General features: G+C 70.9%; 12 protein-coding genes. 6 read left to right on the forward strand and 6 right to left on the reverse strand.

The genetic code is table 11. The features are described 5' to 3' along the window. Positions 1-155: 155 nt before the first annotated feature. From ABT254_RS27960 to ABT254_RS27980, 5 genes are all read right to left on the reverse strand, one after another. On the reverse strand, positions 156-2,402 hold the full coding sequence (locus ABT254_RS27960) for a putative bifunctional diguanylate cyclase/phosphodiesterase (protein WP_351475577.1): 2,247 nt from the start codon (positions 2,400-2,402) through the stop codon (positions 156-158). Positions 2,403-2,661: 259 nt separating this feature from the next. Next, positions 2,662-4,854: an NAD-dependent DNA ligase LigA gene (ligA, locus tag ABT254_RS27965; protein ID WP_351475580.1), complete on the reverse strand. Its 2,193-nt coding sequence runs from the start codon at positions 4,852-4,854 to the stop codon at positions 2,662-2,664. Positions 4,855-4,869: 15 nt separating this feature from the next. After that, positions 4,870-5,871, reverse strand: coding sequence for a methionine synthase (locus ABT254_RS27970; protein ID WP_351475582.1), 1,002 nt, complete (start codon positions 5,869-5,871; stop codon positions 4,870-4,872). A 233-nt stretch (positions 5,872-6,104) separates the two neighbouring features. After that, entirely contained in the window at positions 6,105-6,803 is a 699-nt protein-coding gene (locus tag ABT254_RS27975; RefSeq protein ID WP_351475584.1) for an SDR family oxidoreductase, read from the reverse strand. Between the two features lie 62 nt (positions 6,804-6,865). Then, positions 6,866-7,405 carry an LOG family protein gene (locus ABT254_RS27980; protein ID WP_266960726.1) on the reverse strand — a complete coding sequence of 180 codons (540 nt, stop codon included), beginning with the start codon at positions 7,403-7,405 and terminating at the stop codon, positions 6,866-6,868. A gap of 50 nt (positions 7,406-7,455) precedes the next feature. On the opposite strand from ABT254_RS27980, the gene ABT254_RS27985 reads away from it, so the two are divergent. From ABT254_RS27985 to ABT254_RS28005, 5 genes are all read left to right on the forward strand, one after another. Continuing rightward, positions 7,456-7,779, forward strand: coding sequence for a DUF427 domain-containing protein (locus ABT254_RS27985; RefSeq protein ID WP_351475588.1), 324 nt, complete (start codon positions 7,456-7,458; stop codon positions 7,777-7,779). Positions 7,780-7,838: 59 nt separating this feature from the next. Beyond that, positions 7,839-8,612 (forward strand): alpha/beta fold hydrolase, encoded by a 774-nt coding sequence (locus ABT254_RS27990; RefSeq protein WP_351475590.1) that lies wholly within the window; start codon positions 7,839-7,841, stop codon positions 8,610-8,612. A gap of 140 nt (positions 8,613-8,752) precedes the next feature. Then, the gene (locus tag ABT254_RS27995) at positions 8,753-10,381 is read left to right on the forward strand and encodes a glycosyltransferase family 2 protein (RefSeq protein WP_351475593.1); all 1,629 of its coding nucleotides are present in this window, start codon (positions 8,753-8,755) and stop codon (positions 10,379-10,381) included. A 14-nt stretch (positions 10,382-10,395) separates the two neighbouring features. After that, positions 10,396-11,388 carry a glycoside hydrolase family 26 protein gene (locus tag ABT254_RS28000; protein WP_351475596.1) on the forward strand — a complete coding sequence of 331 codons (993 nt, stop codon included), beginning with the start codon at positions 10,396-10,398 and terminating at the stop codon, positions 11,386-11,388. A 10-nt stretch (positions 11,389-11,398) separates the two neighbouring features. Beyond that, positions 11,399-13,039 carry a glycosyltransferase family 39 protein gene (locus ABT254_RS28005; protein ID WP_351475599.1) on the forward strand — a complete coding sequence of 547 codons (1,641 nt, stop codon included), beginning with the start codon at positions 11,399-11,401 and terminating at the stop codon, positions 13,037-13,039. A gap of 6 nt (positions 13,040-13,045) precedes the next feature. Here ABT254_RS28005 and mnmA read toward each other — a convergent pair whose 3' ends face one another. After that, a complete protein-coding gene (gene mnmA / locus ABT254_RS28010; RefSeq protein WP_351475602.1) occupies positions 13,046-14,182 on the reverse strand; it encodes a tRNA 2-thiouridine(34) synthase MnmA in 1,137 nt (378 codons plus the stop codon). A gap of 60 nt (positions 14,183-14,242) precedes the next feature. Between mnmA and ABT254_RS28015 the strand changes: the two genes are divergently transcribed. Further along, positions 14,243-14,902 carry an N-acetylmuramoyl-L-alanine amidase gene (locus tag ABT254_RS28015; RefSeq protein ID WP_351475605.1) on the forward strand — a complete coding sequence of 220 codons (660 nt, stop codon included), beginning with the start codon at positions 14,243-14,245 and terminating at the stop codon, positions 14,900-14,902. Positions 14,903-14,919 lie beyond the last annotated feature (17 nt).

The following is a 14,919-nucleotide window of genomic DNA, read 5'->3' on the forward strand; positions in this document are numbered from 1 at the left end:
ATGTGACGCCAGTCCCCAATCCTATGGGGCGGGGCCCGGTGACCGTGAAACGGTTTCCCGGACCTTACGCCCAAGAGGCCGTCGGGGGTCAACGGCGCCCGTCCCGGGCCTCGGCCCCCGCCTCCCGCCGGCCCCACGGGTGGGCCGGCGGGGAACTACTCGTCGGTCGCCGCGGCCGGCAGGGCCGCCCGAGGCCGCTGCCAGCCCCGCGACCCGCGCGCCCGCAGCCACGCCGTCGTCTCCTCCGGCGGCATCGCGGCTGCGACCAGCCAGCCCTGTACGGCGTCGCAGCCGAGGTCCCGCAGCCGCTCCCAGGTCTCGTCGTCCTCGACGCCCTCCGCGACGACCAGCAGACCGAGGGAATGGGCGAGGTCGACCGTGCAGCGGACGATCTCCGCGTCCTCCGCGTCGACGGCGAGGCGGGCCACGAAGGAGCGGTCGATCTTCAGCTCGCTCACCGGAAGCCGCCGCAGGTGCACCAGGGAGGAGTAACCGGTGCCGAAGTCGTCCAGTGACATCTTCACGCCGTGCCCGGTCAGCCCGGCCAGTGTGTCGGCGGCGCGCTGCGGGTCCTCGAGCAGGACGTGCTCCGTTATCTCCAGTTGGAGCGCTCCCGCCGGGACGCCGTGCCGGGCCAGCCGGGCGGCGACGGAGCCCGCGAAACCGGGGGTGTGGACGTCACGCGGGGAGACGTTGACCGCGACCGGCACATACAGGCCCTGGGCCCGCCACCGGGCCACCTGAGCCAGCGCCGTCTCCAGGACGTACTCCGTGAGATGGGGCATCAGCCCCGAGGACTCGGCGATCGCTATGAACTCGTCCGGCGGCACCTTCCCGCGCTCGGGATGCACCCACCGGACCAGGGCCTCGAGGCCCGCGACCTGTCCGTCGAAGCGGACCTTGGGCTGGTAGTGCAGCTGCACCTCCTGCGCGTCCAGCGCCCGGCGCAGATCACCGAGGAGGCCCAGCCGGTCCGGTGTGTTCGAGTCCCGCTTGGACTCGTACACCTCGACGCCGGTACGGTCCCGCTTCGCCTGGTACATCGCCACGTCCGCCCGCCGCAGCAGCCCCTCGGCGTCCAGTGCATGGTCCGGGAAGACGGCGACCCCCGCGCTGGCCTCCAGGACGAGGGTGAGCCCGTCGAGGTCGAGCGGGGAGCTGAGCGCGGCGACCAGGCTCCGGGCGAGGCGGGTCGCGGAGGTCGTGGAGTCGGCCACCGGCAGTAAGACGGCGAACTCGTCACCGCCGAGCCGCGCGGCCTCCGCTCCACGGGGCAGGGCCAGGCGCAGCCGGTCGGCTATCTGCAGGAGCAGCCGGTCACCGGCGAGATGCCCCAGGGTGTCGTTGACCGAGCGGAAGCGGTCCAGGTCGATCAGCATCAGCGCGGCGCGCGCACCGATGCGTTCGGCGTCGTCGAGTGCGGTCCAGATGCGCTCAAGGAGCCACTGACGGTTGGGCAGCCCGGTCAGCGGGTCGCGCAGCTGCTCCTCGGCCCGGGCGCGGGCGATCCACAGGGTGGAGTCGAGGGCGATCAGCGGGATGGCGAAGAGCGGCAGCAGCACCGGCTGGGCGACGGCGACCACACAGACCAGCGGGGCGATGCCGAGCAGCGCGACCGCGACCAGGCCCTGTCTGACCAGGGCGGTGCGGGCGACGGTGGGCAGCCCGCCGTGGCGCGGGGCGTGCAGGTACCAGAGGAGGGTGCGGGTGACCAGGAGGTACGCGACGGCGACCAGCATCACCGCGGGCGCCGTGTAGAGGGTCCAGGTGTCGGGGTTCCAGGGTTTCTCCACGGACGGCACGCGTCCGAAGGCGCCCAGCACCAGGGCTCCGGCTCCGATGCCGAGGATGTCCACCGAGCCGTGCAGCACGCCCTGGCGCCAGCGGTTGCGCCGGGCTATGCCGACCAGCACGACCACGGTGAGGCTGACCATTCCGGCGGGCACCCAGCCGTACAGCATCAGGACGGCGAGGGTGAGGGCGGCGCCCGAGCCGGTGCCGCCCCACCAGCGGGAGCGGCCGAGCATGACCAGGTGGCCGACGATGATGCCGGTCAGCACGGCGAAGGACCAGCCGACGGTGCCGGCCGGGAAGAGCGCGTGCGTGCCGGCGAACCCGCGGTAGAAGCCGGCGCCGAGGACGAAGGCCGCCGCCGCGACGACCGCCGCGGGCAGCGCGGGCCAGGACATGTGCCGTTCGTGTTCGGAATCCGGCAGTCCGGGAGGGTGGTCGGCGGTGAGGTGCGGGGCGCGCCCGTCCGTCACGGTGTACTGTCCGGTGGCGCGCCCCTCCGCACCCGGACGCTCCGAAGGCCGCCCTGCCCACCGGCTCGCCCGCCATGCACCGGTGACCCGGCGCAGGCGCAGCCGTGAGTCAGGGGCGGCGCTCTCGGTCGGTTCCATTCCCGTCCCTCTCACAGCCGGCGGTGCCCACGCCACGCGGCCCGTTGCCCGACATCCATCAACGGCACCGCGTTGGAAAACCCTTCCCCTTGCCCGCCAAGAGCAAGGGGATGCCCCAACCGCAGCTGGGCACGGCAGGTGCACACCTCAACAGTAGGCCGCAGAAGGCTTCCACGGGCAGCGGTCGCGGACGGTTGCCCGAATGCACCCCGGCCACCCGTATGCATCTGGTATGCGCCGATCGGGTGGCCTTCAATCGCTATTCCTCTGTGGGAAGCGCAACTTCGGCCGCCGCGTCCGGTCCCTGTTCCAACAGGACGTTGAAGCCCTCCTCGTTCAGAACGGGCACCTTGACCTGCATCGCCTTGTCATATTTCGACCCAGGATTGTCACCGACAACCACGAAGGATGTCTTCTTCGAAACGGAACCGGTCACTTTCGCTCCGCGGCTCTGCAGCGCCTCCTTCGCGCCGTCGCGGGTGAAGTGCTCGAGAGTGCCGGTGACCACGACGGTCAGCCCTTCGAGCGGGCGCGGGCCCTCCTCCTCACCCGAGCTCTCCTCCTCCATGCGCACGCCCGCGGCGCGCCACTTGCGGAGGATCTCCTGGTGCCACTCCTCGGCGAACCACTCCTTGAGGGAGGCGGCGATGATCCCGCCGACGCCTTCGGTGTTCGCCAGCTCCTCCTCGGTGGCCTGCTCGATGCGCTCGATCGACCGGAACTCACGGGCCAGCGCCTCGGCCGCGACCGGGCCGACGTGACGGATCGACAGGCCCGTGAGGATGCGCGCGAGCGGGCGCTCCTTGGCCGCGGCGATGTTCTCCAGCATGGCAACCGCGTTCTTCTTCGGCTCGCCCTGCTGGTTGGCGAAGACCGTGGCGACCTTCTCCTCGCCGGTCTTCGGGTCGCGCTTGGGCAGCCCGCTGTCCTGGTCGAGGACGTACGCCTTGATGGGCAGCAGCTGCTCGATGGTGAGGTCGAAGAGGTCGCCCTCGTCCACCAGCGGCGGGTCCTTCGGCTCCAGCGGCTTGGTGAGGGCGGCCGCGGCGACATAGCCGAAGTGCTCGATGTCCAGTGCCTTGCGGCCCGCCAGATAGAACAGCCGCTCGCGCAACTGGGCCGGGCAGGTGCGGGCGTTGGGGCAGCGCAGGTCGACGTCGCCCTCCTTCATGGGCCTCAGCGCCGTACCGCACTCGGGGCACTCGGCCGGCATCACGAACTCGCGCTCGCTGCCGTCGCGCAGGTCGACGACCGGGCCGAGGATCTCCGGGATGACGTCACCGGCCTTGCGCAGCACCACCGTGTCGCCGATGAGGACGCCCTTGGCCTTGACGACGTCCTGGTTGTGCAGGGTGGCGAACTCGACCTCGGAGCCCGCCACCGTGACCGGCTCGACCTGGGCGTACGGAGTGACCCGGCCCGTGCGGCCCACGCCCACGCGGATGTTGATGAGCTTGGTGTTGACCTCCTCCGGCGCGTACTTGTACGCGATCGCCCAGCGCGGGGCGCGGGAGGTGGAGCCGAGCCGCCCCTGGAGCGGGATCTCGTCCAGCTTGACGACGACCCCGTCGATCTCGTGCTCCACGGAGTGGCGGTTCTCGCCGTAGTGGGCGATGAACTCCCGTACGCCGTCGAGCCCGTCGACCACCTTGTTGTGCCGGGAGGTGGGCAGGCCCCAGGTCTTGAGCAGGTCGTAGGCCTGGGAGAGGCGGGTGAGGCCCTCGAAGCCCTCCAGGGCGCCGATGCCGTGGACGACCATGTGGAGCGGGCGGGTGGCGGTGACGCGGGGGTCCTTCTGGCGCAGTGAACCGGCCGCCGCGTTGCGCGGGTTGGCGAAGGGCTTGTCGCCGGCCTCGACCAGGCGGGCGTTGAGCTCCTCGAACTTCTCCATCGGGAAGTAGACCTCGCCGCGGATCTCCACGAGGTCGGGGACGCGGTCACCGCTCAGCCTGTCCGGAATCTCCGCGATCGTACGGACATTGGGGGTGATGTCCTCGCCCGTGCGGCCGTCGCCGCGGGTCGCCGCGCGCGTGAGGCGGCCCCGCTCGTAGGTGAGGTTGACGGCGAGACCGTCGACCTTGAGCTCGCACAGGAGGTGGTAGCCGGGCCCGCCGACGTCCCTGGCGACGCGCTCGGCCCAGGCGGCCAGTTCCTCGTCGCTGAAGGCGTTGTCCAGGGAGAGCATGCGTGAGCGGTGCTCGACGGAGGTGAACTCCGTCTCGTAGGCCCCCGCGACCTTCTGGGTCGGCGAGTCCGGCGTGCGCAGCTCGGAGTACTCCTCCTCCAGCGCCTCCAGGGAGCGCAGGAGCTTGTCGAACTCCGCGTCGCTGATGACCGGAGCGTCCTTCACGTAGTACCGGAAGCGGTGCTCCTCGATCTGCTCAGCGAGCTTCGCGTGCTTCTCCCGCGCCTCGGCGGGCACCGTCGTCTCCGCTTGCTTGTCGCCGGCCACCGTGTTGTCCTCCCGTTACTCTGGGTTGTCCGCGAGGGATCTCGCCGCCCGGACGCAGTGGGCGAGTGCCCTGCGTGCGTAGTCCGGGGAGGCCCCCGCGAGTCCGCACGACGGCGTGAGGGTGACCGCCTCCGCGAGAAGACCCGGTTGCAGCCCCAGCCTGCGCCACAGCGTCCTGACACCCATGACGCTACCGGCAGGGTCTGACAATGGACCGTCCGTGCCCGGTACGACACCGGCGAAGAGCCGGGTACCCGCTTCCACCGCCTCTCCGATCGTGTCGTCGTCACGCTCGGTGAGGAGCGAGAAGTCGAAGGAGACCGCCGCAGCGCCCGCCCGTCGCAGGAGGGCGAACGGGACGTCCGGTGCGCAGGAGTGGACCACGGTGGGGCCGTCGCCGTGAACCCCGACGACGTCGCGGAGGGTGGCCTCGACGAGCTGGCGGTCGACGGCGCGGTGGGTGCGGTAGCCGCTGGCGGTCTTCACCCGGCCGCGCAGGACGGCGGTGAGGGAGGGCTCGTCGAGCTGGAGGACGAGGTGGGCGCCGGGGATGCGGCGGGCGACCTCGGCGAGGTGCAGTCGGAGGCCTTCGGTGAGGGAGGCGGCCAGGTCGCGGCAGGCACCGGGGTCGGAGAGGGCCGCCTCGCCGTTCTTCAGCTCGAGGTTGGCGGCGAGCGTCCAGGGGCCGACGGCCTGCAGCTTGAGCGGCCCCTCGTACCCCTGCGTGAACTCCTCGAGCGCGTCGAGATCCTCGCCGAGCCATGACCTGGCCCGCTTGGTGTCCCGTCCCGGGCGGTCCCCGATCCGCCAGCCGCTGGGCTCCACGCGCGCGTACAGCTCGACGAGCAGTCCGGCGGTTCTGCCGATCATGTCCGCGCCGGGGCCGCGGGCGGGCAGTTCGGGCAGGAAGGGGAAGTCCTCGAAGGTCCCGGTGACGGTTTTGGCCGCCTCGCGGGCGTCGCCGCCGGGCATCGAGCCGATGCCGGTGGCTGGGCCGAAGGAAAGGTCTGCGTTCACATGTGAAGCCTATGTTTTCCCGCCCCCGCCGCCCCTACCCGTCCCGACCCTGGGGGCTGCCGCCCCCAGACCCCCGCTTCGGCCTGAACGGCCTCGTCCTCAAACGCCGGACGGGCTGAAAAACCAAACCCCGGCCAGCGAAAAATCAGCCCCTCCGGCGTTTGAGGAGCGGGGGTCCGGGGGCTGGCCCCCGGGTCGGGACGGGAAGGGGCGGCGGGGGCGAAAAACTCCCGTCAGCGGCCCGGGCGCACCGTCAGGTCGTTGACCTCCGCATCCCTCGGCAGATCGACGGCCATCAGAATCGTCGTCGCGACCGACTCCGGGTCGATCCACTTCGACGCGTCGTACTCCTTGCCCTCCTGCTGGTGGACCTTGGCCTGCATCGGGCTGGCGGTACGCCCGGGGTACACGGAGGTGACGCGGACGCCGTTGTCGTGCTCCTCGTGCCGCAGGGAGTCCGCCAGGGCCTTCAGGCCGTGCTTCGAGGCCGCGTAGGCGGACCAGTCCGCGTGGGCGTTCAGGCCCGCGCCGGAGTTCACGAAGACCACCTGGCCCCGGGCGGCACGGAGTTGGGGCAGGAAGTGCCGGGTCAGCTCGGCCGGGGCGATCAGGTTGACGTTGAGCTGGTGGCGCCAGGACTTGGGCGTCAGCTCGCCGACCGGTCCGAGGTCGACCACACCCGCGATGTGGAGCAGGGAGTCCACCCGGTCCGGCAGCGTCTGGTGCGAGAACGCCCAGGACAGCCTGTCCGGGTCGGCCAGGTCGCCGACCAGCGTCCTCGCACCGGGAAACTCGGCCGCGAGTTCCTTCGCGCGGCCCGCGTCCCGCGCGTGCAGGACGAGTTCGTCCCCGCGCGCGTGGAGGCGGCGGGCGACGGCCGCGCCGATGCCGGAGCCCGCTCCGGTGATCACATGGGTAGCCATGCCCGCCATGCTCGCACCCGCCGGCGCCCGCGGGCGCCCTGCCCTCTGCCGCCGTCCCCGTCATGCGCGCCTCACTCGACGCCCTGGCTCTCCTCCAGGTAGGCCAGCGCACCCACCGGCTCCTCCGCGAAGAACACCAGGTCGGTGAGGGGGCGGGGCAGGAACCCCTCGTCCTCCATGCGCCGGAACTGCTCCTTGAGGCCGTCGTAGAAGCCCGCCGTGTTGAGCAGGACGACCGGCTTGTCCGTGTGGCCGTGCTTCTTCAGTTCCAGGATCTCGGTGGCCTCGTCCAGGGTTCCCGTCCCGCCGACCATGACCACCACCGCGTCGGCCTTCTCCAGGAGCAGCTTCTTGCGCTCGGCGAGGTCACGGGCGATCACCATCTCGTCCGCGCCCTGCCGCGCCTTGGCCGCCAGGAAGTCCACGGAGACCCCGCACAGCCGCCCTCCGGCCTCCTGCACACCGTCGGCGACGACCTTCATCAGGCCGACGTCCGAACCGCCCCAGACGAGCGTGTGCCCGCCCTTGCCGAGCAGTTTCGCGAACTCGCGCGCGGGGCGCGTGTAGCGGTCGTCGAGATCGGCGGCGGAGAGGAAGACGCAGATTCGCATGCCCTCACCGTACGCGGGAAGAAAGGGGCCTCCGCGAATGCTCTTCCGGTATGGCCGAAGGACACACGATCACCATCGAGCAAAGCGACCGGCACGTGCGCGTGGTGCACGGCGGGCAGATCCTGGCGGAGAGCGAACGAGCCCTCGTCCTCAGGGAGACGGGCTGTCCGCCGCGGTACTACCTGCCCGCCGAGGACGTACGACTCGATCTGCTGACCCCCTCCGACACCCACACCTACTGCCCGTTCAAGGGCACCGCGAGCTACTGGTCGCTGCCGGACGCGGCGGACCTGGTGTGGTCCTATCCCGAGCCCAAGCCCGAGGTCGCGCAGATCAAGGACCACCTCTGCTTCTACGAAGTCGAGGTGTCGTGAGCGAGGTCCTCAGCGCGTAAGGGCGATTATTTCCCTGCCTTGGGGCAATCTCCACAGGCATGGACAAGAAGACCATTTCGCACGACGGCACCTCCCTCGCGTATCAGCGCACCGGGCAGGGGCCCGCCGTCATCCTCGTCAGTGGAGCGATGTCGACCGGTGCCACCGTGGCGCCCCTCGCCGGGCCGCTCTCCGGTCGTTTCACCGTCGTCTCCTACGACCGCCGGGGCCGCGGCGAGAGCCGTGACACCCAGCCGTACGCGGTGGCCCGCGAGGTCGAGGATCTCGCCGCGCTCATCGACGCGGTGGGCGGCGAGGCCTCGCTGTACGGCATCTCGTCGGGTGGCGCGCTGGTCCTGGAGGCGGCCGCGAGCGGGCTGCCGGTGCGTCGGGTCGCCGTGTACGAGGTGCCGTTCGCGGTGTACGAGGGCGGCGCGAAGGAGCGGGCCGAGTACACCGAGCGGCTCGACGAGGCGCTCGGGCAGGGCCGGCTCGGGGACGCGGTCGAGCTGTTCCTCAGGCTCACCGGGCTGGCCGAGGAGATGATCCAGGGCGCCCGCAACTCCCCCATGTGGTCCGGCATGGAGGCGATCGCGCCGAGCCTGGCGTACGACAACGCCGTGATGGGGGACGGCCTGGTGCCGCGGGACCGGCTGGCCGGGATCGATGTGCCCGTTCTGTCCCTCGCGGGCAGCGCGAGCCCCGCCTGGATGCGGAAGGCCGCCCGAATCGTGGCCGAAACGGTACCCGAGGGGACGTATCGGGTCCTGGAGGGTCAGACACACATGGTGGATCCGAACGTCCTTGCGCCGGTGCTGGCGGAGTTCTTCTAGATGGGCGCGCTCCCACGTCAAGAGTTGAGGAAGGTGAAACACACTCGGGCGGAATAGTCACATAAGATTCACCACGAACTCGCGCTTCCGGCGAGCCTCCTTGTCCCCCGGCATTCCGGCTCGCTTGTGGAGCACGACCCATGAATACCGCGCACACCTTGTCCGACGGCGGCATCCCGGCGGTCCCGCCGCAGCGTCGCCGCCGGGCCGAACCGCGCAAGGCCCTTTCCGGCCAGGACCGGTCGGGGCTGCTGCCCTCCCCTCCCGACGACCGGGAGAAGATCTCGTACGTCAGGCGCCACACCTGGGTGCTGACGTACTCCTCCCTCGTCGGGTTCGTGTGCCTGGTGATCAGTCAGGTGGAGGCGGCGGCGACCAGCTCGTGGATCTGGGCGTACATCCCGCTACTGCTGCTGTCCGTGGTGAGCTTTCTGATCTCGTTCCGGCTGGACGCCTTCACCCCCAGCTTCGACCTGCGCGGGCACCGCCGTCTGGTCAAGGCCTGGCAGCCGGAGCGGTATCCGGACGTGGACGTGTTCCTGCCGGTGTGCGGGGAGCCCATCGAGGTGCTGCACAACACCTGGCTGCATGTGCGCACGCTGGCCGAGCGCTACCCGGGGACGGTCACCCCGATCGTCCTTGACGACTCCGACGACGCCGAGATCGGCGCGATGGCCGAGGACTTCGGCTTCCGGTACCTGGTGCGGCCCAACCGGGGCTGGATGAAGAAGGCGGGCAATCTGCGGCACGGCTTCGAGCGCTCATCGGGCGAGTTCATCCTCATCCTGGACGCCGACTTCGCACCCCGCGCGGATCTGCTGCACGAGCTGCTGCCGTACATGGACCGCGAGCCGCGCACCGGCATCGTGCAGTCGCCGCAGTTCTTCCGGGTCCTGGACCAGCAGAACTGGATCGAGCGCGGGGCCGCGGCCGTCCAGGAGCTGTTCTACCGCAGCGTCCAGGTCTCCCGGCAGAAGAGCGACGGCTCGATCTGCGTCGGCAGCTGCGCGGTCTACCGGCGCAGCGCCCTGGCCGAGATCGGCGGCACCAGCCTGGTCGAGCACTCCGAGGACATGTACACGGGGTTCGAACTACGCGCGCGTGGATGGGATCTGACGTACGTACCGGTCGCGCTGTCGACCGGGGTGTGCCCGGACACCGTGGGCGCCTTCTACAGCCAGCAGTACCGCTGGTGCATGGCCTCGCTCGCGATGCTCGGCAGCAAGGACTTCTGGCGCACGAAGATGCGCTTCGTCAGCCGGCTGTGCTATCTATCCGGATTCGTCTACTACATCGAGACCGGACTGCTGACCTTCAGCGGCCCGCTCATCGCCCTGACGATCATGCTGGCGGCCCCCGAGCAGCTCAAGCTGGCCAACATCGGCCTGGTGCTGCCCAGCGTCATCTACCTGACCGTGATCTACCCGATCTGGCACCGCAACCCCTACCGCCTGGAGGCCTGGGCCACCCGCATCCTGTACGGCTGGGCGCACGCGTTCGCCGTCTGGGACACCGTGCGCCGCCGCCCGATGGGCTGGACGCCGACCGGAGCGGGCGGTGCCAAGGGCAGCAAGACCCGCCGTCTGTGGATCGGCATGTGGGCCTGGAGCGGGACGACCGCCGTGGCCTGGATCGCGGTCGCGGTCTGGCGGATGAGCACCTCGCTCAGCCCGTCCGACTACGCCCTGATGCTCGCCTCCGGCCTCTTCTACGGCGTCGCGGTCGCCCGCGCCCTGATCCAGCCGCGCGCCGAAGAGGTCGCCGCATGAGCCGGAAGAGCCGTATGACCAGCCCCCGTTGCCTGCTGCTCGCCCTCACCGGCTTCCTGCTGGCCGCGGCCTCCGCCTGCGCGCCGCCCGCCCCGCAGGTCCCCGCGGCCGCGGCCGCCAAGGCACAGCAGCAGACGCAGAGCGCCGAACCGCCGTACGACATACGTCCGTTGCTGAAGCCGGACCACAAGTACCTCGGTGTCGCCTTCAACGGCTCGCCCCGCGCCACCGCGCCCGTGACCGCCTTCGCCGGGAAGGCGGGGAAGCAGCCCAACCTGCGTGAGTACTACGCGAAGTGGGGCGACCCGTTCCAGGCGGACGTCAACCGGGCCGTGTGGGACGACGGCCAACTGCCCTTCCTGGTCTGGGAACCCTTCTCCCGCACGGCCGCACAGATCGCGGCCGGACAGGACGACGCGTACATCCGGGAGTTCGCGGACGCCGTGCGCGACTACAACCGGCCGCTCGCGCTGAGCTTCGGGCACGAGATGAACGGCGGCTGGTACCCCTGGGGCAGCAAGAAGACCGGCGCGGCCGACTTCGCGCGCGCGTGGCGGCACATCCACGACCTGTTCACGGACGAGGGCGCGGCCGATGTCATCTGGGTGTGGAGCCCGAACGTCATCAACCCGGTCCCGGACGTCCGGCTGAAGCCGTACTACCCGGGTGACGCGTACGTGGACTGGGTCGGCGTCGTCGGCTACTACGCGCTGCACGGCCCGACCACCTTCCGCACCCTGTTCGGGCCGACCATGACCGAGATCCGCCGCTTCAGCGACAAGCCGCTCCTGATCGCGGAGACGGGTGTCCAGGCCGGGGAGACCAAGCCCACCGAGATCGCCGACCTGTTCGCGGGGGTACGCGCGCGTGCCGACGTCCTGGGCCTGGTCTGGTTCAACCTCAAGAAGGAGGCCGACTGGCGTATCGACAGCGGCCCCTTGTCGCTCGCCGCGTTCCGGAAGGCGGCCGCGGACGGCTCCTTCGGCTTCGACGTCCGCAATCCGTAGGGGGCCGCAGATGGAGCAGAACGACTCGACCATGCAACTGCCCGTGGCGCCGCCGAAGGCCCGCCGCCGGGTCGCCGAGACGATGCAACTGCGGGTGCTGCGGCCCAGGCCGGGCGGCTACACCCTGCGCCCGGTCCCGGACTCGGGCTGGTCGGCTCAGGCCAGCTCGCGCCGTGTCTGGGTCAGCCGGCTGGTCCTGCTGGCCCTGCTGGTCGTACAGACCGCGCTGTCGCTGCGCCTGCAGAACACCGCCTTCGAGGACGAGGCGCTCTACCTGTTCGCCGGGCACGCCGAGCTCGGCCATCTGCTGCACGGCACGAAGCTCTACGGCGGCTTCGAGAGCTACTTCTCCGGCGCGCCCGTCCTCTACCCGGTCCTGGCGGCCGCCGCCGACTCCGTGTTCGGGCTGGCCGGGGCGCGCGCGCTGAGCCTCGCCTGCATGCTGGGCTGCACGTCCCTGCTGTACGCGATGACGCGCCGCCTGTTCAACGAGCGGGCGGGTCTGTGCGCAGCCGGTGTCTTCGCCATCGCCCAGTCAACGGCGTTCATGGGCAACTTCGCCACCTACGACGCCCTCGCCCTGTTCCTGCTGGCGCTGGCCGCCTGGATCGTCGTCCGCACCTCGGACGCGCACCCGCTGCTGACCCTGCTCGCGGCGCCGGTCGCCGCGCTCGCCGTGGCGGTCAAGTACGCCGCGGCGCTGTATCTGCCCACCGTGGTGCTGCTGTGCGTCCTGACCGCCTACCAACGGCGCGGTCTGCCGCGCGCGTTGCTGCGGGGCGTGCTGCTCTCCCTTGGCACCGCCGCGCTGCTGGGCGCGGGGCTGTACGCCTCCGGGTACCTCGCCGCGATCCAGTCCACCACGACGGCCCGTGCGGCCGGTACGACGCCCGCCGGGCAGATCCTGCGCGACTGCGCCCGCTGGGGCGGCCTGGCGGTCGCCGTGGCCCTGGTGGGGGCGTTCTCGTACGTCCGCACCGGACGGATGAGCGAGATGCCGGGCTGGCGCGGGAACCTGCCGGGGGCCCGCTGGCGCGCCGCGCTCGGAGTGCTGCTGGTCGGCACCGCCCTGCTCGCGCCCGCCTACCAGCTGCACCTGCACACCGAGGTCTCGCTGCACAAGCACATCGGCTACGGCCTGTTCTTCGCGGCGCCGCTCGCCGGGGTCGGCGTCACCCGGCTGATGGGCGCCCACTTCAAGTACCCGCAGTGGGCGATCTTCCTGGGCGTGGTGCTGCTCTCCAGCGGCATGTCGCAGGCGTACGACAACTTCCACGCCTGGCCCGACTCCAGGGGCCTGGTGGCCGCGATACGGCCTTATGTGAACGCCCACGGCCACTATCTCGCCGACACCTACGAGGTGCCGGTGTACGAGCTGGGCAAGGCCACTTCGTACCGGCAGTGGAACTCGACGTACACGATCGACTACACGACCCGTTCCGGACGGCACCTCACGGGCGCGGCCGGCTTCAAGGCGGCCGTGGCCGAACGGCACTTCACGCTGATCGTGCTCGACCGGGGCAACCCGACCGGTGAGAGCGCGACCGTCCGGGACGCGCTCGTCCACTCGACCGGCTACCGCCTCCTCGGCACGGTGCCGTACGCCGCGGGCTGGGGCAGCAGCCGGTTCGAGCTCTGGGCGCCTTCCTAGAGACGGTCAGGCGACCGAAGTCGTCGTCCTCGCGCGCGTGGTCGTCGCGATCGTCGCCGAGCCCACCACGCGCGTGCCGTCGTACAGCACGATCGCCTGGCCGGGGGCGACACCGCGGACGGGCTCCGTGAAGGAGACCTCCAGGGTGCCGTCGACGAGTTCGGCGGTGACCTCGGTCTCGCCGCCGTGGGCGCGCAGCTGGGCGGTGTACGTGCCGGGCCCGGAGGGGGCCGTGCCGCACCAGCGGGGCTTGATCGCGGTCAGGGCGGTCACGTCCAGGGCGTCGGCCGGGCCGACCGTCACCGTGTTGTTCACCGGCGAGATGTCCAGGACGTAGCGCGGCTTGCCGTCGGGGGCCGGGGTGCCGATGCGCAGCCCCTTGCGCTGGCCGATGGTGAAGCCGTACGCGCCCTCGTGGGTGCCGATCTTCGCCCCGGACTCGTCGACGATGTCGCCCTCGGCCTTGCCGAGCCGGTTCGCGAGGAAGCCCTGCGTGTCGCCGTCGGCGATGAAGCAGATGTCGTGCGAGTCGGGCTTCTTGGCGACCGCGAGACCGCGGCGCTCGGCCTCGGCACGGATCTCGTCCTTGGTCGTCACGGTGTCGCCGAGCGGGAAGAGGGCGTGCGCCAGCTGCCTCTCGTCCAGGACGCCGAGGACGTACGACTGGTCCTTGGCCATGTCGGAGGCGCGGTGCAGCTCACGGGTGCCGTCCTCGTTCACGATCACCTGGGCGTAGTGGCCGGTGCAGACGGCGTCGAAGCCGAGCGCCAGGGCCTTGTCCAGGAGGGCTGCGAACTTGATCTTCTCGTTGCAGCGCAGGCACGGGTTCGGGGTGCGGCCGGCCTCGTACTCGGCGACGAAGTCCTCGACCACGTCCTCGCGGAAGCGGTCGGCGAGGTCCCAGACGTAGAACGGGATGCCGATGACGTCGGCGGCGCGGCGGGCGTCGCGGGAGTCCTCGATGGTGCAACAGCCACGCGCGCCCGTGCGGAAGGACTGCGGGTTCGCGGAGAGCGCGAGGTGGACGCCGGTCACGTCGTGGCCGGCCTCCGCGGCGCGGGCGGCGGCGACGGCGGAGTCCACTCCGCCGGACATGGCGGCGAGTACGCGAAGGGGGCGGGGGCGCTGCGGGGTGTCAGTCATAGCCCTTCAAGAGTACGGGGACTCGGGAACCGGAGCCCACGCGTATCCGTTGGTGATCACATGGGGGCGAGCAGGAGTGACTCGGACCGGCGGATCGGGCGCCGTGCGCTGCTGCTGGGCGGCGCGGCGGCCGCGGTCGGCACGGCGGTGCTGGCGCGTGAGGAGCTGTCGCACCTGTGGTGGCGGCTGCCGGGGGTGGAGAAGCCGCGCACGCCGGGTGCGGTCGACTTCCGGGGTGCGCAGTGGCTGGCGGCCTCGCCGGCGAACTACCGGCGGGCCGACCGGCCGGCCGACTACTCGATAGACCGGGTGGTCGTCCATGTCACCCAGGGCGGCTTCGCGAGCGCGGTCAAGGCCTTCCAGGACCCGGACCACAAGGCCGCGGCCCACTACATAGTCCGCAAGGACGGGCACGTCACACAGATGATCCGCGAGCTGGACGTGGCGTTCCACGCGGGCAACCGCGAGTACAACGAACGCAGTGTCGGCATCGAGCACGAGGGCTTCGTGGAGGACAGATCGTCCTTCACGGACGCGATGTACGCCTCCTCGGCGCGGCTGGCCGCGGGGATCTGCCGGCGCTACGGCATACCGGTCGACCGCGAGCACATCATCGGGCATGTGGAGGTGCCGGGGACGGACCACACCGACCCGGGGCGGTACTGGGACTGGGACCGGTACATGGGGCTCGTGCGGTCGGTGAAGACAACGAAGTCGTAAAGGCTTCCGCCGGGACG

The sequence above is a fragment of the Streptomyces sp. NPDC001137 genome (assembly GCF_040298885.1).
In the GTDB taxonomy this organism is placed as follows: Bacteria; Actinomycetota; Actinomycetes; order Streptomycetales; family Streptomycetaceae; genus Streptomyces.

Bases quoted from the DNA above. Each gene is read 5' to 3' on its own strand.
- ABT254_RS27960 (WP_351475577.1), bottom strand. From the start codon at position 2,402: ATGGAACCGACCGAGAGCGCCGCCCCTGACTCACGGCTGCGCCTGCGC.
- ABT254_RS27975 (WP_351475584.1), bottom strand. From the start codon at position 6,803: ATGGCGGGCATGGCTACCCATGTGATCACCGGAGCGGGCTCCGGCATC.
- ABT254_RS27980 (WP_266960726.1), bottom strand. From the start codon at position 7,405: ATGCGAATCTGCGTCTTCCTCTCCGCCGCCGATCTCGACGACCGCTAC.
- ABT254_RS27985 (WP_351475588.1), top strand. From the start codon at position 7,456: ATGGCCGAAGGACACACGATCACCATCGAGCAAAGCGACCGGCACGTG.
- ABT254_RS27990 (WP_351475590.1), top strand. From the start codon at position 7,839: ATGGACAAGAAGACCATTTCGCACGACGGCACCTCCCTCGCGTATCAG.
- ABT254_RS27995 (WP_351475593.1), top strand. From the start codon at position 8,753: ATGAATACCGCGCACACCTTGTCCGACGGCGGCATCCCGGCGGTCCCG.
- ABT254_RS28000 (WP_351475596.1), top strand. From the start codon at position 10,396: ATGACCAGCCCCCGTTGCCTGCTGCTCGCCCTCACCGGCTTCCTGCTG.
- ABT254_RS28005 (WP_351475599.1), top strand. From the start codon at position 11,399: ATGGAGCAGAACGACTCGACCATGCAACTGCCCGTGGCGCCGCCGAAG.
- mnmA (WP_351475602.1), bottom strand. From the start codon at position 14,182: ATGACTGACACCCCGCAGCGCCCCCGCCCCCTTCGCGTACTCGCCGCC.
- ABT254_RS28015 (WP_351475605.1), top strand. From the start codon at position 14,243: ATGGGGGCGAGCAGGAGTGACTCGGACCGGCGGATCGGGCGCCGTGCG.